This window comes from Nonomuraea terrae, from assembly GCF_004348995.1.
Lineage (GTDB): Bacteria > Actinomycetota > Actinomycetes > Streptosporangiales > Streptosporangiaceae > Nonomuraea > Nonomuraea terrae.
Genome location: NZ_SMKQ01000014.1, coordinates 46,825 through 71,527, shown reverse-complemented (window position 1 = coordinate 71,527; position 24,703 = coordinate 46,825). Strand labels below are relative to the sequence as shown.

26 protein-coding genes and 2 pseudogenes are annotated in these 24,703 nt (G+C 73.2%); 8 read left to right on the top strand and 20 right to left on the bottom strand.

Annotated elements, in window-relative coordinates; translation table 11 throughout:
- Positions 1 to 8: 8 nt before the first annotated feature.
- Entirely contained in the window at positions 9 to 365 is a 357-nt protein-coding gene (locus E1286_RS08070) for a YciI family protein (protein ID WP_132610267.1), read from the top strand.
- A 6-nt stretch (positions 366 to 371) separates the two neighbouring features.
- Positions 372 to 1,562 carry an RNA polymerase sigma factor gene (locus tag E1286_RS08065; protein WP_132610265.1) on the top strand — a complete coding sequence of 397 codons (1,191 nt, stop codon included), beginning with the start codon at positions 372 to 374 and terminating at the stop codon, positions 1,560 to 1,562.
- 42 nt (positions 1,563 to 1,604) lie between these two features.
- On the opposite strand, the gene E1286_RS08060 is transcribed toward E1286_RS08065, so the two are convergent.
- A complete protein-coding gene (locus tag E1286_RS08060) occupies positions 1,605 to 2,471 on the bottom strand; it encodes a LysR family transcriptional regulator (RefSeq protein WP_132610263.1) in 867 nt (288 codons plus the stop codon).
- A 70-nt stretch (positions 2,472 to 2,541) separates the two neighbouring features.
- Between E1286_RS08060 and E1286_RS08055 the strand changes: the two genes are divergently transcribed.
- The gene (locus E1286_RS08055) at positions 2,542 to 3,243 is read left to right on the top strand and encodes a CTP synthase C-terminal region-related (seleno)protein (protein ID WP_246074570.1); all 702 of its coding nucleotides are present in this window, start codon (positions 2,542 to 2,544) and stop codon (positions 3,241 to 3,243) included.
- On the opposite strand, the gene E1286_RS08050 is transcribed toward E1286_RS08055, so the two are convergent.
- The 4 genes from E1286_RS08050 to E1286_RS08035 all read right to left on the bottom strand — a co-directional run bounded on the left by E1286_RS08050 (position 3,244) and on the right by E1286_RS08035 (position 5,928).
- On the bottom strand, positions 3,244 to 4,380 hold the full coding sequence (locus E1286_RS08050; RefSeq protein ID WP_132610259.1) for an epoxide hydrolase family protein: 1,137 nt from the start codon (positions 4,378 to 4,380) through the stop codon (positions 3,244 to 3,246). It abuts the gene before it with no gap.
- Between the two features lie 38 nt (positions 4,381 to 4,418).
- A complete protein-coding gene (locus E1286_RS08045) occupies positions 4,419 to 4,763 on the bottom strand; it encodes a YciI family protein (RefSeq protein ID WP_246074576.1) in 345 nt (114 codons plus the stop codon).
- A 102-nt stretch (positions 4,764 to 4,865) separates the two neighbouring features.
- A complete protein-coding gene (locus tag E1286_RS08040) occupies positions 4,866 to 5,288 on the bottom strand; it encodes an SRPBCC family protein (protein WP_223189704.1) in 423 nt (140 codons plus the stop codon).
- 10 nt (positions 5,289 to 5,298) lie between these two features.
- Entirely contained in the window at positions 5,299 to 5,928 is a 630-nt protein-coding gene (locus tag E1286_RS08035) for a LysE family translocator (protein WP_132610253.1), read from the bottom strand.
- A 72-nt stretch (positions 5,929 to 6,000) separates the two neighbouring features.
- Here E1286_RS08035 and E1286_RS08030 point away from each other — a divergent pair, with 72 nt between their 5' ends.
- Positions 6,001 to 7,335 carry an aminotransferase-like domain-containing protein gene (locus E1286_RS08030; RefSeq protein WP_132610251.1) on the top strand — a complete coding sequence of 445 codons (1,335 nt, stop codon included), beginning with the start codon at positions 6,001 to 6,003 and terminating at the stop codon, positions 7,333 to 7,335.
- A gap of 11 nt (positions 7,336 to 7,346) precedes the next feature.
- On the opposite strand, the gene E1286_RS08025 is transcribed toward E1286_RS08030, so the two are convergent.
- From E1286_RS08025 to E1286_RS07995, 7 genes and pseudogenes are all read right to left on the bottom strand, one after another.
- Positions 7,347 to 7,745 carry a hypothetical protein gene (locus E1286_RS08025; RefSeq protein WP_132610249.1) on the bottom strand — a complete coding sequence of 133 codons (399 nt, stop codon included), beginning with the start codon at positions 7,743 to 7,745 and terminating at the stop codon, positions 7,347 to 7,349.
- A 1-nt stretch (position 7,746) separates the two neighbouring features.
- Positions 7,747 to 8,292 carry a dihydrofolate reductase family protein gene (locus E1286_RS08020; RefSeq protein ID WP_132610307.1) on the bottom strand — a complete coding sequence of 182 codons (546 nt, stop codon included), beginning with the start codon at positions 8,290 to 8,292 and terminating at the stop codon, positions 7,747 to 7,749.
- Positions 8,293 to 8,378: 86 nt separating this feature from the next.
- A pseudogene (locus E1286_RS50000) lies at positions 8,379 to 8,525 on the bottom strand (DUF1684 domain-containing protein); the annotation flags it as partial.
- Between the two features lie 344 nt (positions 8,526 to 8,869).
- A pseudogene (locus E1286_RS51945) lies at positions 8,870 to 9,205 on the bottom strand (MmyB family transcriptional regulator); the annotation flags it as partial.
- A gap of 160 nt (positions 9,206 to 9,365) precedes the next feature.
- A complete protein-coding gene (locus E1286_RS08005; RefSeq protein WP_132610247.1) occupies positions 9,366 to 10,010 on the bottom strand; it encodes a response regulator in 645 nt (214 codons plus the stop codon).
- Positions 10,001 to 11,107 carry a sensor histidine kinase gene (locus E1286_RS08000; RefSeq protein ID WP_132610245.1) on the bottom strand — a complete coding sequence of 369 codons (1,107 nt, stop codon included), beginning with the start codon at positions 11,105 to 11,107 and terminating at the stop codon, positions 10,001 to 10,003. The genes E1286_RS08005 and E1286_RS08000 overlap by 10 nt, the downstream gene beginning before the upstream one ends.
- Positions 11,091 to 11,708: a DedA family protein gene (locus tag E1286_RS07995; protein ID WP_223189700.1), complete on the bottom strand. Its 618-nt coding sequence runs from the start codon at positions 11,706 to 11,708 to the stop codon at positions 11,091 to 11,093. Before E1286_RS07995 ends, E1286_RS08000 begins: the two co-directional genes overlap by 17 nt.
- A 214-nt stretch (positions 11,709 to 11,922) precedes the next feature.
- Between E1286_RS07995 and E1286_RS07990 the strand changes: the two genes are divergently transcribed.
- Positions 11,923 to 14,535, top strand: coding sequence for a DEAD/DEAH box helicase (locus E1286_RS07990; protein WP_246074568.1), 2,613 nt, complete (start codon positions 11,923 to 11,925; stop codon positions 14,533 to 14,535).
- Positions 14,532 to 15,653: an SWIM zinc finger family protein gene (locus E1286_RS07985; protein WP_132610241.1), complete on the top strand. Its 1,122-nt coding sequence runs from the start codon at positions 14,532 to 14,534 to the stop codon at positions 15,651 to 15,653. Before E1286_RS07990 ends, E1286_RS07985 begins: the two co-directional genes overlap by 4 nt.
- Positions 15,654 to 15,687: 34 nt before the next feature.
- Here the strand turns inward: E1286_RS07985 and E1286_RS07980 are convergent, their stop codons facing one another.
- From E1286_RS07980 to E1286_RS07960, 5 genes are all read right to left on the bottom strand, one after another.
- The gene (locus E1286_RS07980; RefSeq protein ID WP_132610239.1) at positions 15,688 to 17,091 is read right to left on the bottom strand and encodes a dihydrolipoyl dehydrogenase family protein; all 1,404 of its coding nucleotides are present in this window, start codon (positions 17,089 to 17,091) and stop codon (positions 15,688 to 15,690) included.
- 116 nt (positions 17,092 to 17,207) lie between these two features.
- Positions 17,208 to 18,107 carry a LysR family transcriptional regulator gene (locus tag E1286_RS07975; protein ID WP_132610237.1) on the bottom strand — a complete coding sequence of 300 codons (900 nt, stop codon included), beginning with the start codon at positions 18,105 to 18,107 and terminating at the stop codon, positions 17,208 to 17,210.
- Between the two features lie 12 nt (positions 18,108 to 18,119).
- Positions 18,120 to 18,302 carry a hypothetical protein gene (locus E1286_RS07970; protein WP_132610235.1) on the bottom strand — a complete coding sequence of 61 codons (183 nt, stop codon included), beginning with the start codon at positions 18,300 to 18,302 and terminating at the stop codon, positions 18,120 to 18,122.
- A 21-nt stretch (positions 18,303 to 18,323) separates the two neighbouring features.
- Positions 18,324 to 18,863: a GNAT family N-acetyltransferase gene (locus tag E1286_RS07965; RefSeq protein ID WP_132610233.1), complete on the bottom strand. Its 540-nt coding sequence runs from the start codon at positions 18,861 to 18,863 to the stop codon at positions 18,324 to 18,326.
- Positions 18,864 to 19,203: 340 nt separating this feature from the next.
- A complete protein-coding gene (locus E1286_RS07960) occupies positions 19,204 to 19,815 on the bottom strand; it encodes a TetR/AcrR family transcriptional regulator (RefSeq protein ID WP_132610231.1) in 612 nt (203 codons plus the stop codon).
- Between the two features lie 97 nt (positions 19,816 to 19,912).
- Here E1286_RS07960 and E1286_RS07955 point away from each other — a divergent pair, with 97 nt between their 5' ends.
- Positions 19,913 to 21,403: a carboxylesterase/lipase family protein gene (locus E1286_RS07955; protein ID WP_132610229.1), complete on the top strand. Its 1,491-nt coding sequence runs from the start codon at positions 19,913 to 19,915 to the stop codon at positions 21,401 to 21,403.
- A gap of 34 nt (positions 21,404 to 21,437) precedes the next feature.
- Here the strand turns inward: E1286_RS07955 and E1286_RS07950 are convergent, their stop codons facing one another.
- Together E1286_RS07950 and E1286_RS49100 are read right to left on the bottom strand one after the other, a co-directional pair.
- Complete coding sequence (locus E1286_RS07950) at positions 21,438 to 22,646, bottom strand: MFS transporter (RefSeq protein ID WP_132610227.1); 1,209 nt, start codon at positions 22,644 to 22,646, stop codon at positions 21,438 to 21,440.
- A 63-nt stretch (positions 22,647 to 22,709) separates the two neighbouring features.
- Complete coding sequence (locus tag E1286_RS49100; protein ID WP_223189698.1) at positions 22,710 to 22,997, bottom strand: hypothetical protein; 288 nt, start codon at positions 22,995 to 22,997, stop codon at positions 22,710 to 22,712.
- A gap of 119 nt (positions 22,998 to 23,116) precedes the next feature.
- Between E1286_RS49100 and E1286_RS49095 the strand changes: the two genes are divergently transcribed.
- Entirely contained in the window at positions 23,117 to 23,671 is a 555-nt protein-coding gene (locus E1286_RS49095) for an ArsR/SmtB family transcription factor (RefSeq protein WP_223189696.1), read from the top strand.
- A 12-nt stretch (positions 23,672 to 23,683) separates the two neighbouring features.
- Here E1286_RS49095 and E1286_RS07940 read toward each other — a convergent pair whose 3' ends face one another.
- Positions 23,684 to 24,685 (bottom strand): NADP-dependent oxidoreductase, encoded by a 1,002-nt coding sequence (locus E1286_RS07940; protein ID WP_132610225.1) that lies wholly within the window; start codon positions 24,683 to 24,685, stop codon positions 23,684 to 23,686.
- Positions 24,686 to 24,703 lie beyond the last annotated feature (18 nt).

The following is a 24,703-nucleotide window of genomic DNA, read 5'->3' as shown; positions in this document are numbered from 1 at the left end:
AGTTCGCCGTGAAGAAGTACCTGCTCGCCGTCCAGTTCGACGAAAGCGCGCCGTCGCCGTCCGAAGGGGAGAAGCAGGAGCAGATGGCCCGGACGGCCAAGGTCACCGCCGAGATGCAGTCCGCCGGTTCGTGGGTGTTCGTCGGCGGCCTGCTGCCCTCGCACGCCACCACGGTCGTCCGCTCCGGCAACGGCACGACCACGATGACCGACGGCCCGTTCGCCGAGACGAAGGAGCAGCTCGGCGGGTTCTGGGTGATCCGGTGCGAGGACCTGGACCAGGCGCTGTCCTGGGCCGAGAAGTGCGCGCTGGCCTGCGGGGCCCCGATCGAGGTGCGCCCGTTCGTGGACGCGCAGTGGGGATGAGCGCGGATGGATCTGGACAGCGTCTACCGGGCGGAGTACGGCCGGTGCGTGGCCACGCTGACGCGCCTGCTCGGTGACATCGGGCTCGCCGAGGAGGCCGTGCAGGACGCGTTCGCGGTGGCCGTGCAGAAGTGGGACGAGACGCCGCCCAGTCCCGGCGCGTGGATCGTGACCACCGCCCGCAACCGGGCGATCGACCGCCTGCGCCGGGAATCCACCCGCGAGGCCCGCCACGCGCAGGCGCTGCTGCTGCACCAACCCGACGAGCCAGAGGTGGTGGGACCCGTGCGCGACGACCAGCTCCGCATGATCTTCACCTGCTGCCACCCGGCGCTGTCGCCGCTCGCGCAGACCGCGCTCACCCTGCGCCTGCTCGGCGGGCTGGAGGTGGCGCAGATCGCGCGGGCCTACCTGGTGCCGGAGGCGACCGTCTCCCAGCGGATCGTCCGCGCGAAGAAGAAGATCCGCGACGCCGGCATCCCCTACCGGGTGCCGGAGGCCGCCGAACTCCCCGATCGGCTGACATCGGTGCTCACCGTGCTCTACCTGGTCTTCAACGAGGGATACACCTCCACGTCGGGAGAGCTGCTGCGCACGGACCTGTGCCTGGAGGCGGTTCGCCTGGCCAGAGCGCTCGCCGAGCTGATGCCCGACGAGCCGGAGGTGATCGGGCTGCTGGCGCTGCTCCTGCTCGTCGAAGCCCGGCGGCCGGCGCGGGTGGGGCCTTCGGGTGAGCTGGTGGTGCTGGCGGAGCAGGACCGGTCGTTGTGGAACCGGGAGCTGATCGCCGAAGGGCATGAGCTGGTGCGGCGGTGCCTGCGCCGTGCTCAGCCGGGGCCGTACCAGTTGCAGGCCGCGATCAACGCCGTGCACACCGATGGGCCGGCGACCGACTGGGCGCAGGTGCTGGCGCTCTACGACCAGCTGCTGCGGCACAGCCCGACGCCGGTCGTCGCGCTCAACCGGGCGGTCGCCGTCGCCGAGGTGCACGGACCGGCGCCGGCGCTGGCCGCCGTCGATGAGCTGGACCTGCCGGGCTACCACCTGCTGCCCGCCACCCGCGCCGACCTGCTCACCCGCCTCGGCCGCACCGCCGATGCCGTCGCCGCCTACGACGAGGCGATCGCCCTGGTCACCAACGACACCGAACGAACCTTCCTGCAGACGCGACGGGCACGCCTGACCCCGGGCCCCTGACCACACCAAGTGACGCGCTGAGCGGCGGGAAATGGGGAGCGCTCAGCCCGACAGGGCCGCGGCCAGGCCGGCGGCGGCGCCGGCGGGCAGGGCGCCGTGCAGCAGCTCCACCCGGTGCACCAGCCGGGGCTCGGCCAGCGCCACCCCGCACACCCCCGCCGGCACCGCCGAGACCGGCAGCAAGGTCAGGCCGTGACCGGCGGCCACCAGGGTGACGACCGTGTGCACGTCGTCGCCCTGGTAACCCAGCCCGGCCGCGAAGCCCTCGCCCACCAGGTCGCGCAGCCGCGACGGCGGGCACAGCGGCGTGTCCAGCCAGCGGGCGTCGACGAGATCCGCCAGCCGCAGCGCCGCCCGCCCGGCGAGCGGATGCCCCGGCGGCAGCACCACGACGAGGTCCTCCTGGCTCACCCCGGTGGTGGTCATCGGGCCCGCGTCCGGCAGCCGCAGCGGATCGCTGGGCGCCGCGATGCCGCCGGCCAGGCCCAGCTCGGCCCGTCCCTCGGCGACGGCGGCGACCACCTGCTCGGCCGCGCACGTGTGCAGGACGAGGTCCAGGCGCGCCTCGCGATCGCGCGCCCGCGCCAGGCGTTCCGCCAGGACGGGGTTGACCGCCAGCGGGGTCGCGGCCAGGTGCAGCCGGTGGCGCGGCCGGGCCGCGGCACGCAGCACGTCGGCGCGGGCCGCGCTCAGGCGCAGCAGCAGCGGCTCGGCGTGCTCCAGCAGCCGCGCCCCGGCCGGGGTCGGCTCGACCGGGCGGCGGCGCAGCAGCGGCAGCCCCAGGTCTGACTCCAGCGCGGCGATCTGCTGGGAGACGGCCGACTGGGTGTAGCCGAGCTCGGAGGCGGCGGCGGAGAACGAGCCCTGGCGGGCGACGGTCACGAACGTGGTGAGCAGATGCGGATCCATCAGGAACGCTTATATCAGATGCACGGATCATCGTTGGCGCTTATCCGGGTGAGCGGCCAGGATGGAGCCCATGAGAATCGCCCTGGTCGGGGACCGCTCACCCAGCGTCCGCTCCCACACCCGCATCCCGCTGATCATGGAGGCGCTGCGCGAGCGCGACGGCATCGCGCTCGACCCGTACTGGATCTCCACCACCGACGTGAGCGGCCTGGACGGCTTCGACGGCATCTGGGTCGTGCCCGGCAGCCCGTACCGCGACGAGGCCGGCGCGGTGGCGGCCGCGCGGGTGGCGCGCGAGCACGGCATCCCGTTCCTCGGCACGTGCGGCGGCTTCCAGCACATGCTGCTGGAGTACGCCAGGAACGTGTGCGGGCTGGACGTCGCCCACGCCGAGAACGAGCCGGAAGCCCGCGACCTGCTCCTCGCGCCGCTGGCGTGCTCGCTGGCCGGCCACGAGGGCCGCGTCCTGCTGCAGCCGGGCACGCGCATCGCGCAGATCATGGGCACGTCCACCACCGTGGAGGCGTACTTCTGCTCGTACGGGCTCAACGAGGACTACAAGGCCACACTGGCCGCGCACGGGATGGTGTTCTCCGGCCACGCCGACGACGGCGCGGTGCGGGCCGCCGAACTGCCCGGCCACTCGTTCTTCCTGGCCACGCTGTTCCAGCCGGAGCTGGCCGGCGAGGAACGCCGGCCGCACCCGGTGATCTCCGCGTTCGCCGCGGCCGTCCGCCACCACGCCGCCCGGCAGACCGCTCCCGCCGTGTGATCACATCCGGTGCCGGAGCGCGGCGAACAGCCCGCGGATGTCGGCCACCAGCAGGTCGGGGGCGTCGTGGGCGGCGTAGTGCCCGCCGCGGTCGTAGCGGTTCCACGCCACGATGTCGGTGTAGTGGCGTTCGGCGAGGGCGCGGATCGAGGCCAGGTCGCCGGGGAACTGCGCGACGCCGATCGGGACGGCCATGGGCCTGGCGGGCGGTGGCTCTCGTTCGGCTTCGGCGTAGATCCGGATGGCCGAGCCGGCGGTGCCGGTGAGCCAGTGGATGGTGACGTGGGTCAGGAGCGTGTCGGTGTCGAGGCCGTGCTCGTGCATGGCCTGGGCGTTCCAGCCGAGCAGGCCGACGGGCGAGTCGGCCAGGGCGTGCGCGAGGGTCTGCGGTTGCCGGCCCTGCACGGCGCCGTAGGAGGCCTCCTCGTCGACGTAGCGCTGGAAGGCGTGAAGCGCCGCCCGCTCCTGTGGCGAGAGCCGTTCCGGCCACCGCGGATCGTCGTCCGGAGGTGGGAACCACGCCTGGGTCACGTGCACGCCGGCCACCGCCTGTGGTGCGACGCGGCCGAGCTCGGGTGAGATGAACGAGCCCCAGTCGTTGCCGGCCGCGCCGTAGCGGCGGTAGCCGAGCCGCTCCATCAGGACGGCCCAGGCGCGGGCGATCCGGCGTGGGCCCCACCCCGTGTCGGGGGTGGGGCCGGAGAAACCGAAGCCGGGTAGCGACGGGACCACGAGGTCGAACGCGATCGCCGGGTCGAGGCCGTGCCGGCGTGGGTCGCTGAGCGGGTCCAGGATGTCGAGGTACTCGGCGACCGAGCCGGGCCAGCCGTGGCTGAGCACGAGCGGCAGCGCGTCCGGTTCCGGGGAGCGGACATGCAGGAAGTGCACGTTCGCCCCGTCGATGGTGGTCGTGAACTGGGGGTAGGCGTTGAGGCGCGCTTCCTGGGCGCGCCAGTCGTAGCGGTCACGCCAGTGCTCGGCCAGCTCCCGTACGCGGGCCAGTGGCACGCCGTAGCCCTTGTCGCCGCCGGCCGGTTCCGGCGCCCAGCGGGTGCGGGCGAGCCGCTCGCGCAGGTCGGCCAGCTCGTCGCCGGGGATGTCGATCCGGTACGGCCGGATCACTTCGTCGTCGATCATGGGAAACTCCCTTGCCCTGGAGGATCGCCGGCGGCGGGTCAGGCGATCGGGCGGATGATCGTGCCGGATGCCGGCTGGGGCCCGGGGCACCGGTTCAGGCGGGCGGCGATCTCGGTGGCGCGCTCGATGCCCGCGCACTCGACGATCCAGTAGCCGGCCAGCACCTCCTCGGTCTCGGCGAACGGGCCGTCGGTGACGACCTGCGCGTCGTCCGATCCCTGGACCCGGCGCGCCTGCACCGGGGCGGTCAGCCCTTGCGTGTCGACCAGTTCGCCGGATTCGGCCAGCTCGGCGGTGAACTTCCCCAGGAACTCACCGATCGCCGACATCTCCCGCGCGTCAGGAGCGTCGTAGTCGCGCTGCGAACCGTAGACGAGGATCATGTACTTCACGGCGGTTTCTCCTCTTCCTGGGCGCCCTGGCGGCGCCGTTCGGTGGAGACGTCGAAGCCGGACCCGCCGATCGGACACTGACCGCCGAGAAAGTCAGGTCGCCAGGGACGCGAGTTTACGCAGGGAGCGGCGGAGCAGGACGAGCGCGACAGGCCGGGCCAGCGGCCACACGGCCCGGCCGAGCGCGCCGAAGGGCAGCTGGAGCTCCTCCGCCCACACCACCCGGCTGCCGCCGTCGTGCGGGCGTACCCGGATGGCGCCCCGGCCGCGCACGAAACGGCCGGTGTGCGTGACGAGCATCAGCTCAGGAGGCTCCCAGCAGGTGATCGTCATCGTGTCGAGGAACCCGACCGGCCACACCCCCGTGTACGCCTCCAGGGTGCGCTCGCCGACCAGGCGCGCGCTGGTCATGAACATCCACTCGCGATGCCGCGGCCAGTCGGTGACCAGCGCGAACACCTGCTCCGGCGGCGCCGCGACGTGCACGGCGGCGGCCGCGTACACGGGTTTCACCACGATCCCATCCTCACCCATGCGCGAAGGCGAGCGCGACGGCGAGCACGGCGAGGAGGGAGCCCATGGCCACGCGTTGCGCGCGGAGCCACGAGGGACGGGCGGACAGGAAACCGGCGATGCCGCCGGCAGCCAGCACGATCGAGAGGTTGACCAGCAGGGCGACCGCGATCTGAACGCAGCCGAGAATGATGCCCTGGAACAGCACGTTCCCCCGGTCGAGGTCGATGAACTGGGGGATGACCGAAATGTAGAGGAGTGCGATCTTCGGGTTCAGCAGGTTGGTCATCAGGCCCATCATGAAGAGCCGCCGCGGAGGATCGTGCGGCACCTGCCGGGTCGTGAAGACGGACACCCCGCCAGGTTTGAGCGTCTTCCAGGCCAGCCACAGCAGGTACAGCGCTCCCGCGATCCGGATGACGGTCAGGAGCTCGGGGAACGCGGCGAACAACACCGCCAGGCCGAGGTTCGCCCCGACGAGGTAGACGAGGAAACCCGCCGCGACCCCGGCCAGGGAGATGATGCCGGCCCGCCGTCCCTGGCCGGTGCTCCGGGATACGAGATACATCATGTTGGGCCCCGGCGACAGCACCATCCCGAGCCCCACGGAGGCCACACCGAGCACTGCGGTTTGTTCGACCATGCGAAAGAAGCTATCGACAACCCAATCTCGGTACAATGCTCGCAATTCAACTCGGAGCAATGTGGTGATTGCATGGACTTTTGCGAGGTCGCCGATTCCGTCGCCGCGGAGATCGCGGCAGGGAGACTTCGTCCGGGTGACCGGCTGCCACCGCAGCGGATCTTCGCGCGGCGGCACGGCATCGCCGGCTCCACCGCCGCCCGCGTCTACCGGGAGCTGACCCGCCGGGGCCTGACCGTGGGCGAGGTCGGCAGGGGCACCTTCGTCCGGGCCGCCGATCCGCAGCCGGGGCCGGCCTTGGCCGAGCCCACCGGCAGCAGGATCGACCTCGAACTCAACTACCCCGTCGTGCCCGAGCAGGCGAAGCTGCTCGCCGACGGCATCAGCCCCTTGTTGCGCGCCGACGTGCTGGAATCGTCCATGCGGCCGGTCGGCGCGGCAGGCACCCCGATGGCGCGCAGCGTCGTCGCCGACCTGCTCGCGCGCGGGCCGTGGCGCCCCGAACCCGAACGGCTGCTGTTCGCGGGCAACGGCCGTCAGGCGATCGCGGCGGCCCTCGCCGCGCTGGTCCCTCCGGGCGCGCGCCTCGGGGTGGAGGAGCTCACCTACCCGGTGCTCAAGGGGATCGCGACCCGAGCCGGGGTCACGCTCGTCCCGCTGCGGGTCGACGCGGCCGGTCTGGATCCCGCGGCCGTCGAGGCCGCCGCGCGCAAGGCCCCGCTCAAGGCCGTCTACGTCCAGCCGACCATGCACAACCCGTTGTCGATCAGCATGCCCGCGGAACGCAGGGCCGAGCTCGCGGACGTCCTCACCCACCTGGACCTGCCCGCGATCGAGGACGGGATCTGGTCCTTCCTCCGTGACGACCTGCCGCCCCTGGCCGCTTTCGCCCCCGAGCACACGATCCTCGTCGACAGCCTGTCCAAAAGGCTCGCGCCGGGCCTGTCGCTCGGCTTCGCCGTCCTGCCGGGACCCGCCGTCGCGCCCGTCGCGACGGCGCTGCGCTCGGGCGGCTGGACACCGATGCGGTTCGCGCTGGAGGCGGCCACCCGATGGCTGACCGACGACACCGCACGGTCGGTGGCCCGCGCCAAACAGCGAGACGCGGCCATGCGCCAGGAGATCGCCGCGGATCACCTCGGCGCTTTCGCCATACGCAGCGACCCCCGCTCCTACTACTGCTGGTGGGAACTCCCGCCCCCTTGGCGGGCCGACACGTTCGTGGCCGCCGCCGCCCGATACGGCATCGCGATCACCCCCGCGGCCGCTTTCGCCGTCGGACGCAACAGCGCCCCGAACGCGGTCCGCCTCGGCCTGGCCTCACCGCCGCCGCGAACGCTCTCCCGAGCCCTGGCCACCCTGGCCGGGCTCGCCCGATCCACACCGGACGATCTCCTCGCCGAATGACGGCAGTGTTGTCACCGGCCGCCCGTGAACGGCGGCTCGCCCTCCTTGTGCGGGCGGAAGCGCAGCGCCGACCAGACCTCGTCCACCGCGACCTGGCCGTTGGGGCGCAGCCCGTACTCCCCCACGATCGGCCAGAGCGTGTCGCGGTTGATGTCGGAGGCGTTGCCCTTGGGGTAGGCGACCCAGACGACGGCGGGATCGGTGAGCCGGTCGCGGTGCTCGTCCAGCAGCCGCCGGGCCGCGGCGGCGTCGGCCGCGAAGAACACCGCGACGGCGGCCTCCTCCAGGGCGCCGGTGTGGCGGGCGCCCTGCGGCAGCGGATCGACGAGCGGGCGGTGCGCGGCGTCGGAGATCCACACCGTCCGCCCCGGCTTGACCAGGAGCTTGTCGGCAACGGTCTTGGCGGGCATGTCAGGCCTTCGTGTAGGTCAGGTTCAGCACGCCGGTGCTGAACGTCTCGGACTCGGTGAGCGTGAGCGGGACCTGCCCGATCCCGTCCTCGAACAGGCGCTTGCCGGCGCCGACGACGATGGGGTGCACCAGCAGGTGCAGCTCGTCGAGCAGGCCCTCGCGCAGCAGCCAGGACACCAGGGTAGGGCTGCCGGACATGCCGAAGTCCTCGCCGGGCTCCTGCTTGAGCTTGGTCAGGGCCCCGCGCACGTCGCCGCCGATGACCGTGGTGTTCTCCCACTTCGGGTCGGTGAGGGTGGTGGAGACGACGTATTTGGGGCTGGCGTTCAGGGTGGCGGCCATCGGGTCCTTGTCCGGGTCCTGCTGCGGCCAGTGCGCGGCGAAGATCTCGTACGTGCGCCGGCCGAGCAGCGTGGCCCCGGCGGCCCGCATCTGGGCGGCGACGGCCTCGCCCATCTCGTCGTTGTAGTACGGGAAGTGCCAGGTCTCCGGGGCCTCGACGACGCCGTCGAGCGAGATGAACAATCCGGCGGTGATCTTCCGCATGGCTTTCTCCTGTCGGGTGGGAACGCCCTCATCCTCGTACGGACAAATAATTTTGTCAAGACAGGAAAGATCGTCGGGATCGGGAAGTGCTCGGAGAACGCGCACGGCAGGTTGACCGCCCGGTTGAAGTCCAAGGTCACGTTGCCGTCCGCGTCCGGGCTCGGGATGTCGAGGGCGCGGCCGGCCGCATACGTGGTGACGCCGCTGGTCGCGTCGGCGAAAACGGTGTTCAGCCTCCCGTCCGGCAGTCAGGCCAGCCAGCCGGGCGAGCACCCAGGCCGGACCGTCCGGGACGGTGTGCAGGCCCGGCAGGGCCCGGCCGGTGAGCAGGCCGAGCGCGGTGACATCGAACGACCGTCCGTCAATGCCCGCGCACCGCTGATCGACAGTGTGTGTCGCGGACCACTGCAGCAGGAAGCGCAGCGCCTCGTGGGAGAGCGAACCGGGCTCCGCGGTGTAGGCGATCAGCAGCTGATCGGGGTGGGTGTCCACGGAGAACTGCTGCACGTCGAGGGTGAGGGCGCCGACGACGGGGGTGACGGTAGGTCTTGGTGAGCTGCCTCGGGCCCCGTACCTGGTGGGCGGCCCACCACGTACGGAAGTCCGGGTCACGAACGCTGAGCTCCCCGACCAGCGCGCTGAGAGCGGGGTCGTGGGGGGTACGGCCGGCCTCCATGCGCAGCACCGCGACGCATTCACGCGCGGCGCGCGGCCAGTCCGCGTACAGGGACCGGAAGGCGTCGTCGAGGAAGGTCAGCCGGATCAGGTTGCGCTGCGCCGGAGGCAGGGCGCCGAAGTCGGTCAGCAGGGCGGCGGCGCCTCGGTTCCAGGCCAGCACGTCCATGCGGCGGTGGAGGACCATCGCCGGGATGTCCGGCATCGTGTCCAGCAGCTGCCGCAGCCGCGGGGCCACCTCGGACCGGCCGGCCTGCCGTACGGGAGCGGCGGGCGTGACGTCGGCCACGGCGAACAGGTAGTCCCGCTCGTCCGGGGCGAGCCGGAGCGCGTCGGCGAGCGCGTCGAGGACCGGGCGAGAGACCCTGCGGGTCCTGCGAGGAGCCCCCTGGGAGGGGTCAGGACTCCAGGAAGCGCAGGACGGCCAGGACGCGGCGGCTGTAGCCGCTGGCGTGGGCCAGGCCGAGCTTGTCGAACAGCGAGTTGACGTGCTTTTCCACCGCGCTCTGTGACACGTGCAGCTCCTGGGCGATCGAGGCGTTGGTCAGGCCCTGCGCCATCCGTTCCAGCACCTCCCGCTCGCGCACCGTCAGCCGGGCCAGCGGATCCACCTGCGTGGTGCGCGCCAGCAGCTGCCGCACCACCTCCGGGTCGAACGCGGCCCCGCCGGCGCCCACCCGCTCCAGCGCGTCCAGGAAGTCGCCCACCTGCGCCACGCGGTCCTTCAGCAGGTAGCCCACGCCTTCGACGTCGGAGCTCATCAGCTCGGCGGCGTACCGCTTCTCGACGTACTGCGACAGCACCAGCACCTTGACGTGCGGCCAGCGGCGGCGGATCTCCAGCGCCGCCCGCAACCCCTCGTCGGTGTGGGTGGGCGGCATGCGGACGTCCACGACGACGGCGTCCGGGAGGTGCGCGGCGACCGCCTCCACCAGCGCCTCCCCGTTGCCGACGGCGGCCGGCACCTCGTGGCCCTCCTCCGCCAGCAGGCGCACCAGGCCCTCACGCAGCAGCGTGGAGTCCTCGGCCAGGATCACCCGCATGGCAGCACCGCCGTGATCGCCGTCGGACCGCCCTGCGGGCTGTGCACCTCGAAGCCGCCGTCCAGCGCCGCCACCCGGCGGGCCAGCCCCGAAAGTCCCCCGCCGGCCGGGCTGGCGCCGCCGCGGCCGTCGTCGCGCACGTGGACGACCACCGCGGTGTCCCGCTCGGCCACCTCGACCGTGATGCGGGAGGCGCCGGCGTGCTTGGCGGCGTTCGTCACCGCCTCGCACACCACGAAGTACGCCGCCGTCTCCACGGCCATCGGCGGGCGCCGCGTCAGCCGGCACTCGACCGTGACGGGCACGCTGGAGCGTTCCGCCACGCCCGCCAGCGCCTCGCCCAGGCCGAGCGTGTCCAGCCCGCTCGGGTAAACCCGCCAGGCCACCTCGCGCAGCTCGGCCAGCGCCTGCTGCGCCTCGTGGTGGGCCTGCTCCAGCAGCTCGGGACGGCCCCGGCGGGCCCGGCCGACCAGCATCGACAGCGCCACCAGCCGCTGCTGCAGCCCGTCGTGCAGGTCGCGCTCGATCCGGCGCCGCTCGGAGTCGACCGCCGTGACGATGCCGGCGCGGCTCTCGGCCAGCTCGGCGATGCGGCGTTCGAGCGCCTCGGTGGGGTCGGGGGCCAGCAGGCGCAGCGCCAGCCGGCGTTCCACGGCGTGCACGCCGACCACGCCCGACAGGTCCAGGAACAGCAGCACGACACCGCCCACGAGGAAGTAGGCGACCAGCGGCGCCGAAGGGCGCATCCCGTCGAACGGCTCGCCCCTGCTCCACGCCGCCACCAGTCGCACGACGGCCACCGCTCCGGCCACCAGCAGCGCGATCACCAGGCCGCCCAGGACGCCGACCGGGACCCGGGCGGCGAGGTAGCCGGTCGCGCGGCCGTCGTGCGGGCCGGGCCGCAGCGCCTCCAGCGCTCGCAGGTCGAGGCGCAGGCGGCGGGCCTCCAGGCGGGCCAGCCGCCGGGCCGACACCCCCACGTTCGGGTTGCCCAGGAACGGCAGCGTCAGCACCAGGAACGCCAGGTCCAGCAGTGCGGTGAGCGCGCCGAGCGTGACCGTGCCCAGCAGGCGCAGCCCGTCAGCGGCGACTCGCATGCCTGCCCTTGCGCCGCTCGCTGAGGCGTACCACGACGAAGACCACGATCACGAGCGCGACGATGCCGATCACGACGTTGGTGCCGATGCCGACGTACGTCTCCACGACCTCCCATTCCTCGCCGAGCCAGTAGCCGGCCATGACGAAGAGGGTGTTCCAGATGAGGCTTCCGGCCGTGGTGAGCAGGGTGAAGATCGTGATGGGCATCCGTTCGACGCCCGCCGGGATGGAGATGAGGCTGCGGAAGATCGGGATCATCCGGCCGAAGAAGACGGTCTTGCGGCCGTGGCGCTGGAACCACGCCTCGGTCTTCTCGATGTCGGCGACCTTGACGAGGGGCAGCTTGGCCGCGATGGCCAGCGTGCGGTCGCGCCCGAGCAGGGCTCCCACGCCGTACAGGGCCAGCGCCCCGATCACGGAGCCGAGGGTCGTGAACACCAGCACCGCAACGAGGTCCATCTGTCCTCGGCTCGCGGTGAAACCGGCCAGCGGCAGGATCACCTCGCTCGGCAGGGGCGGGAAGAGGTTCTCCAGCGCGATCGCGAGACCCGCCCCGGGTGCCCCGAGGCTCTCCATCAGTCCAACCAGCCAGTCAGTCATGGGTAAAGGGTAGGGAAGATCGGATGAGCCCGGAATGAGGTTGGCTTCCCTCGTCGCACTGTGGCAAACCTCAGCCTCTTGTACCGTACACTGTACGGTTGTGACTGTTGTGACGGATCTGGTGCGGCACGCTGCCGTCTTCGAGCCCGGCGACCCGCCCAGATGCGGGCGGATGATCTTCCTTGACCCTGGTGGCGAATCTCTCGTCACAATCGTGGAACGGTTCGGCGACGGGCCTGTGCGCACCCGCGAGGCGGCGGCCACGCACGTTCCGGTCGGCGAGGCCGTGGCGGCGCTGGCGCGGGCCCGCGCCGACGCGCGCGCCCACCCGGCGGCCCGCTTCTGGGGCGCGGTGGCGGTCGTGGCGCTGCAACTCGTCACCCGCGGCCGGATCCTGCCGGGCGTGTCGGCCACCGACCACGACTGCTGGCGGGCCGGCCCGCTCGACGCCGGCGACCTGCGCCGGGTGCGCGAGCTGGCCGCCGCCATGCCCGCCGAGGCCCGCGCCGTCCCGCGCCAGGAGGCAGGCGGCGAGCCGTGGCTGCCGGACGCCGAGCAGCTCGTACGGGCCTTCCTCGACGCCGTGGCCGACACCATGCCGCGCTCGCCAGGAGCCGTCCTGGCCACCGGCGCCCGCGCGTACGCCGCCGCCGAGCCCGTCAAGGTGCCCCGCCTGCGCCGCTGGGCCGAGGAGAACTCCGCGGCGCTCGACTCCGGCGTACGGCTGTCGCTGCGGATCGAGGCCGACGACCCGGCCGCCGCCGAGTTCCGCGCCGTCGCCCAGCTGCACAGCCTCGCCGACCCCGCGCTCGTCGTCGACGCCGCCGACCTGTGGCACGGCCGCGCCGCCGGGTTCGGGCCGCGTGCCCGCATCGAGGCCACCCTCGCCGTCCGCCGCGCCGCCCGCGTCTGGCCCCGGCTGGCACGGCTGCTGGACGCCGCCGTGCCCGACGAGCTGACGCTCAGCGACGACGACCTCGGCGAGCTGCTCTCGGGCGCGGCCGACCGGCTGGCCGCCGCCGGCGTCGACGTCCACTGGCCCCGCTCCCTCGTACGGGGGCTCAGCGCCCGCGCCGTCGTCGGCGAACGCGACCCCGCCCCCTCCGACCTGCCGTCGTTCCTCGGCGGCCGGCACCTGACCAGCTTCGACTGGCGGCTCGCCCTCGGCGGCGAGCCGCTGACCGCCGCCGAGATGGACCGGCTCGCCGAGGCCCACCGGCCCGTCGTCCGCCTGCGCAACCAGTGGGTCCTCATCGACCCCGCCCTGGCCCGCAAGGCCCGCGAACGCGAGCTCAAGCCGCTGACCGGCGTCGAGGCGCTCGCCGCCGCCCTGACCGGCACCGCCGAGGTCGACGGCGAGCAGGTCACCGTCGAGCCCTCCGCGTGGCTGGACGACCTGCGCCGCCACCTGGCCGAGCCGCCCGCCGACGTCGCCGTGCCCGCGGGCCTGGCCGCGACCCTGCGCGACTACCAGCTGGCCGGGCTGCGCTGGCTGGCCAGGATGACCTCGCTCGGGCTCGGCGCCTGCCTGGCCGACGACATGGGCCTGGGCAAGACGATCACGCTCATCGCCCTCCACCTGCACCGCTCCGGCGCCGGGCCGACGCTGGTGGTGTGCCCGGCCTCGCTGCTGGGCAACTGGGAACGCGAGATCACCCGCTTCGCCCCCGGCGTCCCCGTACGCCGCTACCACGGTGCCGGCCGCACCCTGGCCGAGGAGGGCTTCGTGCTCACCACGTACGCCACCATGCGCCTGGACGCCCCCCGCCTGGCCGACCACCCCTGGGGACTGCTGGTGGCCGACGAGGCGCAGCACGTCAAGAACCCCGCCTCCGGCACCGCCAAGGCCCTGCGCGAGATTCCCGCCGCCGCCCGCGTCGCCCTGACCGGCACCCCCGTGGAGAACAACCTGTCGGAGCTGTGGGCCATCCTCGACTGGACCACCCCGGGACTGCTCGGCCCGCTGACCAGGTTCCGGGCACGGTGGGCCAGCCACATCGAAGGCGGCGACACCGAGACCGCCGAACGGCTGGCCCGCCTGGTCGGGCCGTTCCTGCTGCGCCGCCGCAAGAGCGACCCCGGCATCGCCCCCGAGCTGCCCGCCAAGACCGAGACCGACCGCCCCGTCGCGCTCACCGCCGAACAGGCCGGCCTGTACGAGGCCGTCGTCCGCGAGAGCATGACCCAGATCGCCGCCGCCTCCGGCATGGCCAGGCGCGGCCTCATCGTCAAGCTGCTCACCGCGCTCAAACAGATCTGCAACCACCCCGCCCAGTACCTGCACGAGAGCGGGCCGCGCCTGGCCGGCCGCTCCGGCAAGCTGGAACTGCTCGACGAGCTCGTCGACACGATCGTCGCCGAGGACGGCGCCGTCCTGGTCTTCACCCAGTACGTCGCCATGGCCCGCCTCATCGAACGCCACCTGACCGGCCGCGGCGTGGCCACCCAGCTCCTGCACGGCGGCACCCCGGTCGCCCGCCGCGAGGAGCTGGTCCAGCACTTCCAGGACGGCCACGTCCCGGTGTTCCTGCTGTCGCTCAAGGCCGCCGGCACCGGGCTCAACCTCACCCGCGCCGACCACGTCATCCACTTCGACCGCTGGTGGAACCCTGCCGTCGAGGACCAGGCCACCGACCGTGCCCACCGCATCGGCCAGAGCCGCCCCGTCCAGGTGCACCGCCTGATCGCCGAAGGCACGATCGAAGACCGCATCGCCCAGATGCTCGCCGCCAAACGCTCGCTCGCCGACGCCGTGCTCGCCTCCGGCGAGGCCGCGCTCACCGAACTGACCGACGCCGAACTCGCCGCCCTCGTGGAGCTCCGATGACGGATCCCCGCGGCTTCGCCGCCTTCCCCCCGCAACGCGCCGGCGCCCGCTTCGCCACCACCTGGTGGGGACGCGCCTGGATCAAGGCCATGGAGGACACCTCGCTCGACCAGACCCTGCTGCGCCGCGGACGCGCGTACGCCAAGACCGGGCGGCTCGGCCCCATCACCGTCAGCCCCGGCCGCATCGCCGCCGTCGCCGAGGACGAGTACGACACCGTCGTCGCCGTCGAACAGCTCGGCGACGCGGAATGGGAACGCTTCCTCGACCAGGTCGCCGCCAAGGCCGGCCACATCGCCGCACTGCTCGACCGCGACATGCCGCACGAGCTGGTCGCCGACGCGGACGACGCCGCCGTGCCGCTGCTGCCGTCCGTGGGCGACCTGACGCCCGAATGCTCCTGCCCCGACTGGGGCCACCCGTGCGTGCACGCCGCCGCGCTGTGCTATCAGGTGTCCTGGCTGCTGGACGCCGACCCGTTCGTGCTGCTGCTGATGCGCGGGCGCGGCGAGCGCGAGCTGATCGAGGCGCTGCAGCGGCGCGACACCCCGCGCGCTGGAGCGGCCGGGGCGCCGCGCGGGGTGCCGGCCGCCGAGGCGTTCGCGGCGGGCGTGCCGCCGCTGCCGCAGCCGCCGCCGTTCGAGGTGGTCTTCACCGCGCCCGCCCTGGAGCCGGGCGCCGGCGTGGACGTGGCCGCGCTGGCGGCGCTGGCCGCCTCGGCTGCCGCCCGGGCGCGCGAGCTGCTCCTGCGCGGGCGGCTGCCCGACCTGACGCCGCACCAGGACCACGTCCGCCTGGCCGCCGACCACGGCCTGGACGCCGGAGTCGGCGCCGCCGCCGTCGAGATCTGGCGGTACGGCGGCGCAGACGGCCTCGACACGCTCGAGACCTCCTGGACCCCGCCCTCGCGCGACCTGGCGAGGGCGCAGGCGCGGCTGGAGGCCGGATGGGAAGGCGCCGGCCCGCCCGCGATCCGTGCCTGGCGCAACCGCTGGACCCTCGGCGACCGGCAGATGCGTTACGGCCGCGACGGCCGCTGGTACCCGTTCGCCCGGCGCGGCGATGAATGGTGGCCGGCGGGCCCGCCCGAACGCGACCCGGCGACGCTCATGGGCTGACCCCACGTGCGCCGCCGGTGCCCGGCAGGCGTGATCAGCACGCGCCCGGGCGCTGGTCACCCCCTTCGCCCATGGCCAGCACGTCGTTGAGCGCCTCCGTCGAGCTGGGATGCGTGTAGACCGCGTCCCGCAGCTCGGCGGCGGTCACGTGGTGGCGCATGGCCAGCGCGATCGTGTTGATGATCTCCTGGGCGTCGACGCTGAGCAGCGCGGCGCCGAGGATCTCGTCGGTCTCGGCGTCGATGACGAACTTCATCAGGCCGCGCGTCTCCTCCACCACGTACGCCCGCGGCATCGCGACGATGTCGGCCACCGGCTGCTTGGCGATCTTGACGCGGTGGCCGGCCGCGCGCGCCTCCCGCTCGGTCAGCCCGACCGTGGCCAGCGGCGGCGTCACGAACAACGTCGCCGGGATCGCCACCCGATCCGCCCGCGACCGTCTTCCCTCGCCGACCAGCTGGTCGAGCACGATCCGGCTGTCGTCCAGCGAGATGTAGGTGAACTGCGGGCCGCCGTTGACGTCGCCGAGCGCGAAGATGTGCGGCTGGCTCGTCCTCAGGCGCTCGTCCACCTCGATCCCGCCGCGCCCGGTCGTGCGCACGCCCGCGGCGTCCAGATCGAGCCCCTGGGTGACCGGTGTGCGGCCGACCGCCGCGAGGACGGCGTCGGCCGCCACGCTGTGGCGCTGCCCGTCGCGCTCGTAGACGACGTCGGTCTGGGCCACGCCGTCGCGGACCTCGGTGACGGCGGCGCTCGTGACGAACTCGACGCCCTCACCCCGCATGATGCCGAGCGCGGCCTGGGCCACGTCGTCGTCGAGCCGGCCGAGGATCTCCGGCGCGGCCTCCAGCACCGTGACACGGGAGCCGAACTGCCCGTAGATGGAGGCGAACTCCAGGCCGAGGAAGCCGCCCCCGATGATCACCAGCCGGTCCGGCAGGTCGGTGCTGTGGATCAGGTCGGTGCTGGTGGCCAGGCGCTTGCTGTCGCGCAGGCCCGCGATGTCGGGGACGATCGGCTCGGAGCCGGTGTTGATGACGATGGTGTCCGCGGTGACCGTGGCATGGTCGGCGCCCTGGGCGACCTCGACGGTGTGCGGGTCGGTGAAGCGGGCGCGGCCGGTGAGCAGGGTGATCGTCTCGGCGGACTGCATCGCGTCGCGGTTGCCCGCGCGGAACTTCGACGTCAGCGCGTGCACCTCGCCGACGGAGCGGGCGTACCACTCCCGCGGCGAGTCCTCCGGGCGCCGCTTGCGGGAGTGGTGGACGAGTGCCTTGGTCGGCACGCAGCCCACGTTGGGGCAGGTGCCGCCGTACATCTGGTCGGACTGCTCGACGAGGACGACGTTCCTGCCCAGTTTGCCCAGCTCGGCGGCCACGGTCTTGCCGCCCTTGCCGAAGCCGACCACGAGAACGTCGGCGTTGATGGTGGTGCTCATGGAATCTCCAGGTCTGTCAGTGCAGCCGGGAATGTCGTACGGCATGTCAGCCACGACCGGCCCCCGGTCCTTCCTCCCTACCCATCACGTCTGGTTATGGACGCCATAAGCGCTGCTCAGGCGGCGCCCGGCTCGGCGAACCCGCTGACGAACACGGCCACGGCGCGGCGGCGGGAAGCGGCCGGCCACACCGCCCACGTACGGCGCACCAGCGGATGGCCGACCAGCGGCGACCAGGCGACGTTCTCCGGCAGCGGCTGCGACCAGTGCGGCGGCGCCAGGGCGAAGGACTGCCCGGCGCTGACGGCCGCCAGCTTCACCTCGGCGATCAGCGCCTGGCCCTCGGGAGCGGGCGGCCCCAGGTCGAGGCCGTGGCTGCGCAGGATGGCGGTCAGCTCGTCGAACCAGGCGGGGCTGCCTGAGCGCGGGAAGGACACCCACGTCAGACCGGTTAGCGCCTCCAGGTGGATGCCGTCGGGGCCGCCCAGCTCGGCGGCCTGGTCGGCGGACAGCAGCACGCCCAGGCGTTCCCTGACCACGAGCATCGCGTCGAACTCGCGGCCCGGCGGACGCTCGCGGAGCAGGGCCACGTCGAGCTCGCCCGCCTGCAGCGCCGCCTGCTGCGCGGCCGTCGACAGGTGCAGGGCCTGCACGCGCGTCTCGGGGCAGGCCAGGGCCAGCCGCTCCAGCGGCGGGCCGAGCAGGTCGGACGGCAGCTCCAGCGGGATGCCCAGCCGTAGCACCCCGCCGGCCTCGCCGGAGTAGCGGCCCATCGCGCGCAACAAGTGGTCGTGCCGGGCCAGCAGCGCCCGGGCCTCGCCGAGCAGCGTTGTTCCGGCCTCGGTGGGGCTCACGCCCGTGCTGCTGCGCACCAGCAGTTTGACGCCGAGCTGGCGTTCGAGCGCGTTGACCGTCTGCGACAGGGCCGGCTGGCTGATGTGCAGCCGCCGCGCCGCCGCCGACATGCCGCCTTCCTCCGTCACCACGACGAACGCGCGCAGTTCCCGCAATTCCATGTGGTCATGCCATCACACGTCCAGGAGTCCCGCGTCGGAGGCCACCGAGACGACGGAGCGGACGGCGGAGGAATCGCCGACCAGGACCGGCACGCAGTGGGCCAGATCCGCGCGGGCGGTGGTGTGGCCACCGCGGACGTCGAGGTCCACGGCCGTGCGGCAGCCGCCGGTGGCGCCGAGGACCGTGATCCTCATGGTCGCGTTCCTCCCCCGCGATCAAGCGGACGGCGTGACCGGGGACCGCAGGCCGAGCCACTGCTCGGCGTCCCAGGCCTGGAACCGCTCCACCTCGGTGAACCCCAGCTTTGCCGCGAGGCGCATCGAGCCGACGTTGGCGGTCTGGGTGGTGAGCACCACCGGCTCGCCGGGAAGGACGCCGTCGAACCAGTCGAGTGCCGCCGCGCATCCCTCGGCGGCGTACCCGAAACCCCACGCCCGCGGCAGGAACAGGTAACCGAGATCGACCTTCCCCGCGGCAGCCGGGCGACGGTGCCCCGTTGCTCTCCTGAGCAGGATCTGGCCGATCATCGCCCCGTCGAGATCAACGACGAAACTCCCGGGCCACCGCTCGGGCACCTCGGGTATCTCGCGCTCAAGCTCGTCACGCGGGCGGGGGCCGCCGAGGTAGGTGTGCACCTCCGGCGACGCCAGCAGCTCGATGAACGCCGCACGGTCCCGGGCCTCGGACGCGCGGAGCACGAGCCGCTCGGTCTTGATCGGGGCAGGTGGCCAGGTGACGGACCCTAGTTCAGTCATGGCGGGCAACCTATCGCGCGCCCGCGAACGCGCTTGCACGACTCCCGAACAAAGTCACGGCTTCGGCGCACACCGCCATTGCCCACGTACCGCCCGGTCGGTGGCCGGCACATCGGCCCGCCAGGAACCGTCCGGCGCCCTTGGAGGCCCAGCTCTGCCCGACCATGGCCGTGGACATCACCGCCCGTACTGAGCGGATGCGCGAGCACGGTGCGACGTCCTGCCGGCGCAGCGACCGGCCCCGCCCTCCCTGGCTGGGCACGGTGCCCTCCTTACGGCTCACCACGGCGGACACCGGCGTGGTCGTCGCCGAGGGCCTGTCCCCGCGCGCGGGCGCGGGTCACGCGCTCCGATCGTTCCCGCTGAACAGCCTGTCCAGATGCAGATCGATCGCGGTGAGCGCGTCCTGGGGCCCGATCACGTCCAGTTCGATCAGCGGCGTGAAGCCGGTGAGGGCGAGGAGCAGGTTGGTCTCGGTCGCCGGGTCGCGGTCAGAGTCGATGAGGCCGTCGGCGACCGCCTGGCGGATCAACTGCTCGACGAGGGCCCGTCCTCGGGCGAGGCCGCGGCGCGCCTGCTCGTGGACGGCCTCGTCGTGCAGCGCCTCCAGGACATAGGCGGCGCTCATCCGGCTGGTCGCGCGGGCGTCGGCATGCAGGGGGAGCATTTCCGCGAGCGTCAGTCGCAGTACGTCACGGGGGTGCGGACGGTCACCGAGCTTGTCGAGGCCCTGGCTGACGCGCAGCGAGGTCTGCTCGGACGCGAAGTCCATGGCGAAGGAGAGCATGGCGGCCCGGGAGGCGAAATAGTGCTGCAGCTGCCCGAGGGAGATGCCCGCCTCCTGCGCCACCACGCGCATCGTCAGCTGCGTGACGCCGCGCTGTTCCACCACCCGCCACAGCGCGCGGGCGATCGCTTCGCGGCGTCCGCGGTGATCCACCTGTTTCGGCATCGCCGGCCCCTCCCTCGTACCCCGGGACTGTTCCAATACGATTGACATAATACACCTGACCCATAATCCTGAGGTCCACTCGAGGGAAGGAATCGTCATGTCCGAACAGCCAAAGGTACGGACCACGGAAGGCGTGGTGCAGGGGCGCCGGCGGCAGGGGCACGCGGTGTTCCGCGGCATCCCCTACGCCCAGCCCCCGGTCGGAGCGCTCCGCTTCGCCGCGCCCGCGCCGCCGCACCGCTGGGAGGGGACGAGGCAGGCGGTCGAGTTCGGCCCCGTGGTGCCGCTGTCCCTGCCGATCGACGTGCCCCCGCAGGGCACCGACTGGCTGACGCTCAACGTCGGCACTCCGGATCCCGGCGCGGCGGGACTGCCGGTGCTGGTGTGGATCCCCGTGGGCGGCTACCTCTCGGCGGCGTCGAGCGACCCGATGTTCGACCCGGCAGCGCTGGCCGAGGCGGGACTCGTCGTGGTGACCATCAACTGCCGCGTGGGCGCGGAGGGATTCGCGTTCCTCGACGACGCGCCGCCCAACCGAGGATTCCTCGACCAGATCGCGGCGCTGGAGTGGGTGCAGCGCAACATCGCCGCCTTCGGAGGCGACCCCGGCCAGGTCACCGTGGCCGGGGTGTCTGCCGGGGCAGGGTCGGTCGCCGCCCTGCTGACGATGAAGCCGGCGCGCGGCCTGTTCCGGCGTGCCATCGCCCATTCGGTGCCGGGGCTGCACAGCACCCCCGCGCTGGCACGGCAGGTCACCGCCGCGTTCGCGGACCGGCTCGGCGCTACGGCCCCCACCGCCGAGGCCCTGCGCGACATCGACCCCTGGCACCTGGCCGCCGAGCTCACCTCCTTCAACGCCGGCCTCCACGCGCACCGGGAGAGCTGGGGACGCCTCACGGAGACCGGCACCGCGCTGTGCCCCGTCGTCGACGGCGAGGTCCTCCCCGAAACGCCCTGGACCGCGCTGACCGGCGCGCGCGCGAGCGGGACCGAGCTGCTCGTCGGCCACACCCGGGACGAATTCCGGCTGTTCAGCGTCATGAGCGGACGGCAGGGCACCTTCACCGAGCAGGACGCCCGTGCGGCCCTGGAGCTGCTCGCCCCGCAGCCGCACGGCGCGGAGGGGTACCGTGCCGCGTTTCCGCAGGCCGGCCCGGAGGAGCTGGTGGAGACGGTGTACTCCGACGCCCTCTTCCGCATGCCGTCACAGAAGCTGGCCGAGGCGAACGCCGCAGCCGGCGGCACCTCGTACCTGTTCGAACTGTGCTGGGTTGCCCCGGCCCTCGGCGGCATCCTGGGCGCCTGCCACAGCCTCGACGTGCCCCTGGCGTTCGGCACGCTGAACAGCCCCGTCGGCACCCAGCTCATCGGCGAAGAGCCCTCTCCCGAGGCCGTCGCGCTCTCCCGCGAACTCCAGGAGGCATGGGTCCGCTTCGTCACCACCGGCGACGCGGGCTGGGCCGCCCACCGGCCCGGCGGGCACCTCACCCGCGTCCTGGACACCGAATCGGAGACTCTGCCCTACCCCGAACAGGCCTCCCGCCGGATCTGGGAAGGTCACTCCCCCGCTCCCTTCGATCTGTCGTAGGGGCGGAGACACCGCAGGGCGGAGGCTTGTCGTTTCAATCCCGGCCGGACAGCCCCAGCTGGACGCCACCCGACAGGCCGGGTGACCGCGGCGGCCGCAGGCCGGGGGCCAGGACGAGCGTGACCGCGGCCGACGCGGCGGCCATGACGGCCATCGCCGTCGCGGGCGAGGTGTGCTGGGCGACGGCGCCCGCCAGGGCCGCTCCGACGCCCTGCATGGTCATCATCCCGGAGGAGTGCAGGCCGAGCGCGTGCCCGCGCAGCTCGTCCGGGGTGAGGGCGACCAGCCGTTCCTGCAGCAGCAGGCTGGCCGCGTAACCGACCGAGGCGAGCACGATCGCCGCCGCGGCCACCGGCAGGGCCGGCTCCAGCACGAACACCAGGTACGGCACGGCCAGCAGCAGCCGTAGTGGCGCGGCCAGCCGTTCCCGCCACCGCTGCGGCGTGAACCGGCCGATCAGCAGGTCCCCGGCCAGCATGCCGAGCGCTGCCAGCGCGAACAGGGCGCCGGCGTACACGGGGGCGTACGGGACGAACAGCGCCTCACAGCCGACGATCAGCCCGTTGGGCACCCACAGCGCCAGGTAGACGTAGCGGCGGGGCGCCGACGACCACAGCCGCCGATTGCCGCGCCACGTCGCCGCGACCGACGGGCGCCCGCTCGCGCGGGCCGGGCGGCGGGCCAGCCCGAACCGCGCCACCAGCGCGTCCAGCAGGTACAGCGCGGCGGCGGCGAGCAACGTGCCGCGCGGCGACAGCGCGGTCACCAGCAGACCGCCGGCCGCGTACCCGGCGATCTGCAGCAGGCCGGTCGACATGTTGAGCACCGAACGGCCGAGCAGGTAAGCCTCGCGCGGCAGGACGTCGGTGAGCAGCCCGTAGCGCACGCCGCCGCCCAGTGAGGCGAGCACGCCGAGCGCGAACAGCAGGGCGAAGACCGCGCCCACCGGCAGCCCGGGGATCGCCAGCGCCGCCGTTCCCACCGCGAACGCCGCCGCCAGGCCGCTCATCGCCGCCCGCGGCGGCAGCCGGTCGGCCGCCGACAGCAGCGCCGTCGCCCCCACCACCTGGGCCAGCGAGGGGCCGAACATGCTCAGCGCCGACAGCAGCGGCGAGGCGGTCTCGGCGTAGACGAGCGTGCCGAGGGCCAGCCCGCTCACCGTCGAAGCCGCCGTCTGCCCGGCGGACGCGGCGAACAGCGTCGCGAACTCCCGCACCCGGAAAAGATCCTCATACGTACGCATGAGGGAGTCCTATTCCAGCGCGGATCGGCGCTGTTAGAGTTTCGCGGGGGAGCGAAACATGGGCTACTGGCAGGTCAGCGCCGACACGCTCGCGCGCGGCCGGTTCACCGTGTCACCGCTGTCGGAGACCATCGCCGCCCTGATCACGCTGGTCACGGGCTCGCCCGCGCACCCGGGCGAGCGGGCCTGGCTCGACGCCCACCGGCCCGCCTTCCGCGACCTGCTGGCCGCCGACCCGGTCACCGCGCTGCTCGTCCGGGCCGCGCTGGGCCGCCACTGGATCGCCGACTTCCTCACTCCCCCGCCGTCCGGCGGGCCGGAGCGGACGTTCGAGGACGAGCTGCGGGTCATCCGCGCCACCCCGGCCGAGGTCGCTCGGACGGACCTGGGGGTCGCGCTCGGCGGGCCGCTGCCGGCCGCCCTCGACCGAGACGACCTGCCCGTACGGACCGGCCGGCCTGGTGGAGTGGGTGTGGCGGCGGACCGTGTTGCCGGACTGGCCGCGCAGACGGCGGATCATCGAGGCCGACATCGTGGCCAGGACCGAACGGCTGAGCCAGGGCGGCTGGGCGGCGGCGCTGACCGACCTGCGGCCGGGGATGCGCTGGCTGGGCGACGGCCGGCTGCGGATCAACGCCCACGACCGGCCGCCCCGCGAGCTGACCGGGGCCGAGCTGGTGTTCGTCCCCGTCGTGCCGAGCAGGGCGTGGGTGGCCTGGCGGCTGCCGGACCGGTACGCGGTCATCTACCCGTGCGCCGGCCAGCTCCTCGCCGAGCGGCAGGCGCCCGCCGCGCTGTCCCGCCTGCTCGGCCCCGCCCGTGCGACCGTCCTCGTCCTGCTCGACACCCCCAAGAGCACCACCCAGCTGGTGGCGCTGACCGGTCAGGGGCTCGGCTCGGTCGGACGGCACCTGAAGATCCTCCTGGACGCCGGCCTGATCCGCCGCCGCCGGTCCGGCCGCTCGGTGCTGTACTGGCGCACCGCGACCGGCGACGCGCTGGCGACCGGCCAGGAATCCTCCTGACGCCGTCGCGTGTCAGAGCTTCACCAGCATCTTGCCCACGTTGCCGCCGCGCATCATGTCCAGGAAGGCCGCGGGTGCCTGCTCTATGCTCTCGGCCACGGTCACCTCGGTGCGCAGCGAGCCGTCGGCCAGCCAGCCGGCCGCCCTGCCGATCCACTCCGGGAACAGGTGGAAGTAAGAGTTGATCAGCATGCCCCGCAGGGTGGCGTCCCTGGCGGCCAAGCTGAACAGGTTGCTCGGGCCGGGAACCGGCTCGGTGGCGTTGTAGGAGCTGATCGCGCCCACCATCGCGATCCTGCCGCCGGGACGCAGCGCGTCGATGGCCGCCACCAGGTGGTCGCCGCCGACGTGGTCGACGTAGACGTCGACGCCGCCGGGAGCGGCCTCGGCCAGCTGCCCGGCGACCGAACCGGCACGGTGGTCGATCGCGGCGTCGTAGCCGAAGTCCGTCACGATCTTCTTGGTCTTGAGCGTCCCGCCGGCGGAGCCGATCACGCGGGAGGCGCCGAGCTTGCGGGCGAGCTGCCCGGCGACGCTGCCCACCGCCCCGGCCGCCGCCGAGACGAAGACCACGTCGCCCTCCCGTACGGGGGCCACCTGGGTCAGGGCCGCGTACGCGGTCAGCCCGGTGGTGCCCAGCGGCCCCAGCCACGCCTCGGCAGGGGCCAGGGCGAGGTCGGCGACGGTCACGGCCGCGGCGTCCACCGCGGCGTACTCACGCCAGCCCAGGAAATGCACGACGGTCGCACCCACCGGGACGTCCGCCGAGCGCGAGGCCACCACCTCGCCGATCGCAGAGCCGTCCATCGGCGCGCCGAGCTCGAACGGCGGCAGGTAGGACTCGGCGTCGTCCATCCGCTCACGCATGTAGGGATCGACCGACATCCAGGTGTTGCGGACCACGACCTGGCCCTCGGCCGGCTCAGGCAGCGCGGTGGAGACCAGCCGGAAGTCCTCCGGGAGCTGCTCGCCGACAGGGCGGGCCGCCAGGTGGATCTCACGGTTCACGATCACGGTGTGCTCCTCACTCGT

Bases quoted from the DNA above. Each gene is read 5' to 3' on its own strand.
- E1286_RS07965 (WP_132610233.1), bottom strand. From the start codon at position 18,863: ATGACTGAACTAGGGTCCGTCACCTGGCCACCTGCCCCGATCAAGACC.
- E1286_RS08065 (WP_132610265.1), top strand. From the start codon at position 372: ATGGATCTGGACAGCGTCTACCGGGCGGAGTACGGCCGGTGCGTGGCC.
- E1286_RS07960 (WP_132610231.1), bottom strand. From the start codon at position 19,815: ATGCCGAAACAGGTGGATCACCGCGGACGCCGCGAAGCGATCGCCCGC.
- E1286_RS08030 (WP_132610251.1), top strand. From the start codon at position 6,001: ATGGACTTTTGCGAGGTCGCCGATTCCGTCGCCGCGGAGATCGCGGCA.
- E1286_RS08060 (WP_132610263.1), bottom strand. From the start codon at position 2,471: ATGGATCCGCATCTGCTCACCACGTTCGTGACCGTCGCCCGCCAGGGC.
- E1286_RS49100 (WP_223189698.1), bottom strand. From the start codon at position 22,997: ATGACCCGCAGCTCGTCCTCGAACGTCCGCTCCGGCCCGCCGGACGGC.
- E1286_RS07975 (WP_132610237.1), bottom strand. From the start codon at position 18,107: ATGGAATTGCGGGAACTGCGCGCGTTCGTCGTGGTGACGGAGGAAGGC.
- E1286_RS08045 (WP_246074576.1), bottom strand. From the start codon at position 4,763: ATGATCCTCGTCTACGGTTCGCAGCGCGACTACGACGCTCCTGACGCG.
- E1286_RS08025 (WP_132610249.1), bottom strand. From the start codon at position 7,745: ATGCCCGCCAAGACCGTTGCCGACAAGCTCCTGGTCAAGCCGGGGCGG.
- E1286_RS08050 (WP_132610259.1), bottom strand. From the start codon at position 4,380: ATGATCGACGACGAAGTGATCCGGCCGTACCGGATCGACATCCCCGGC.
- E1286_RS08020 (WP_132610307.1), bottom strand. From the start codon at position 8,292: ATGCGGAAGATCACCGCCGGATTGTTCATCTCGCTCGACGGCGTCGTC.
- E1286_RS07950 (WP_132610227.1), bottom strand. From the start codon at position 22,646: ATGCGTACGTATGAGGATCTTTTCCGGGTGCGGGAGTTCGCGACGCTG.
- E1286_RS08035 (WP_132610253.1), bottom strand. From the start codon at position 5,928: ATGGTCGAACAAACCGCAGTGCTCGGTGTGGCCTCCGTGGGGCTCGGG.
- E1286_RS08000 (WP_132610245.1), bottom strand. From the start codon at position 11,107: ATGCGAGTCGCCGCTGACGGGCTGCGCCTGCTGGGCACGGTCACGCTC.
- E1286_RS07955 (WP_132610229.1), top strand. From the start codon at position 19,913: ATGTCCGAACAGCCAAAGGTACGGACCACGGAAGGCGTGGTGCAGGGG.
- E1286_RS07995 (WP_223189700.1), bottom strand. From the start codon at position 11,708: ATGACTGACTGGCTGGTTGGACTGATGGAGAGCCTCGGGGCACCCGGG.
- E1286_RS07970 (WP_132610235.1), bottom strand. From the start codon at position 18,302: ATGAGGATCACGGTCCTCGGCGCCACCGGCGGCTGCCGCACGGCCGTG.
- E1286_RS08055 (WP_246074570.1), top strand. From the start codon at position 2,542: ATGAGAATCGCCCTGGTCGGGGACCGCTCACCCAGCGTCCGCTCCCAC.
- E1286_RS07985 (WP_132610241.1), top strand. From the start codon at position 14,532: ATGACGGATCCCCGCGGCTTCGCCGCCTTCCCCCCGCAACGCGCCGGC.
- E1286_RS08005 (WP_132610247.1), bottom strand. From the start codon at position 10,010: ATGCGGGTGATCCTGGCCGAGGACTCCACGCTGCTGCGTGAGGGCCTG.
- E1286_RS07980 (WP_132610239.1), bottom strand. From the start codon at position 17,091: ATGAGCACCACCATCAACGCCGACGTTCTCGTGGTCGGCTTCGGCAAG.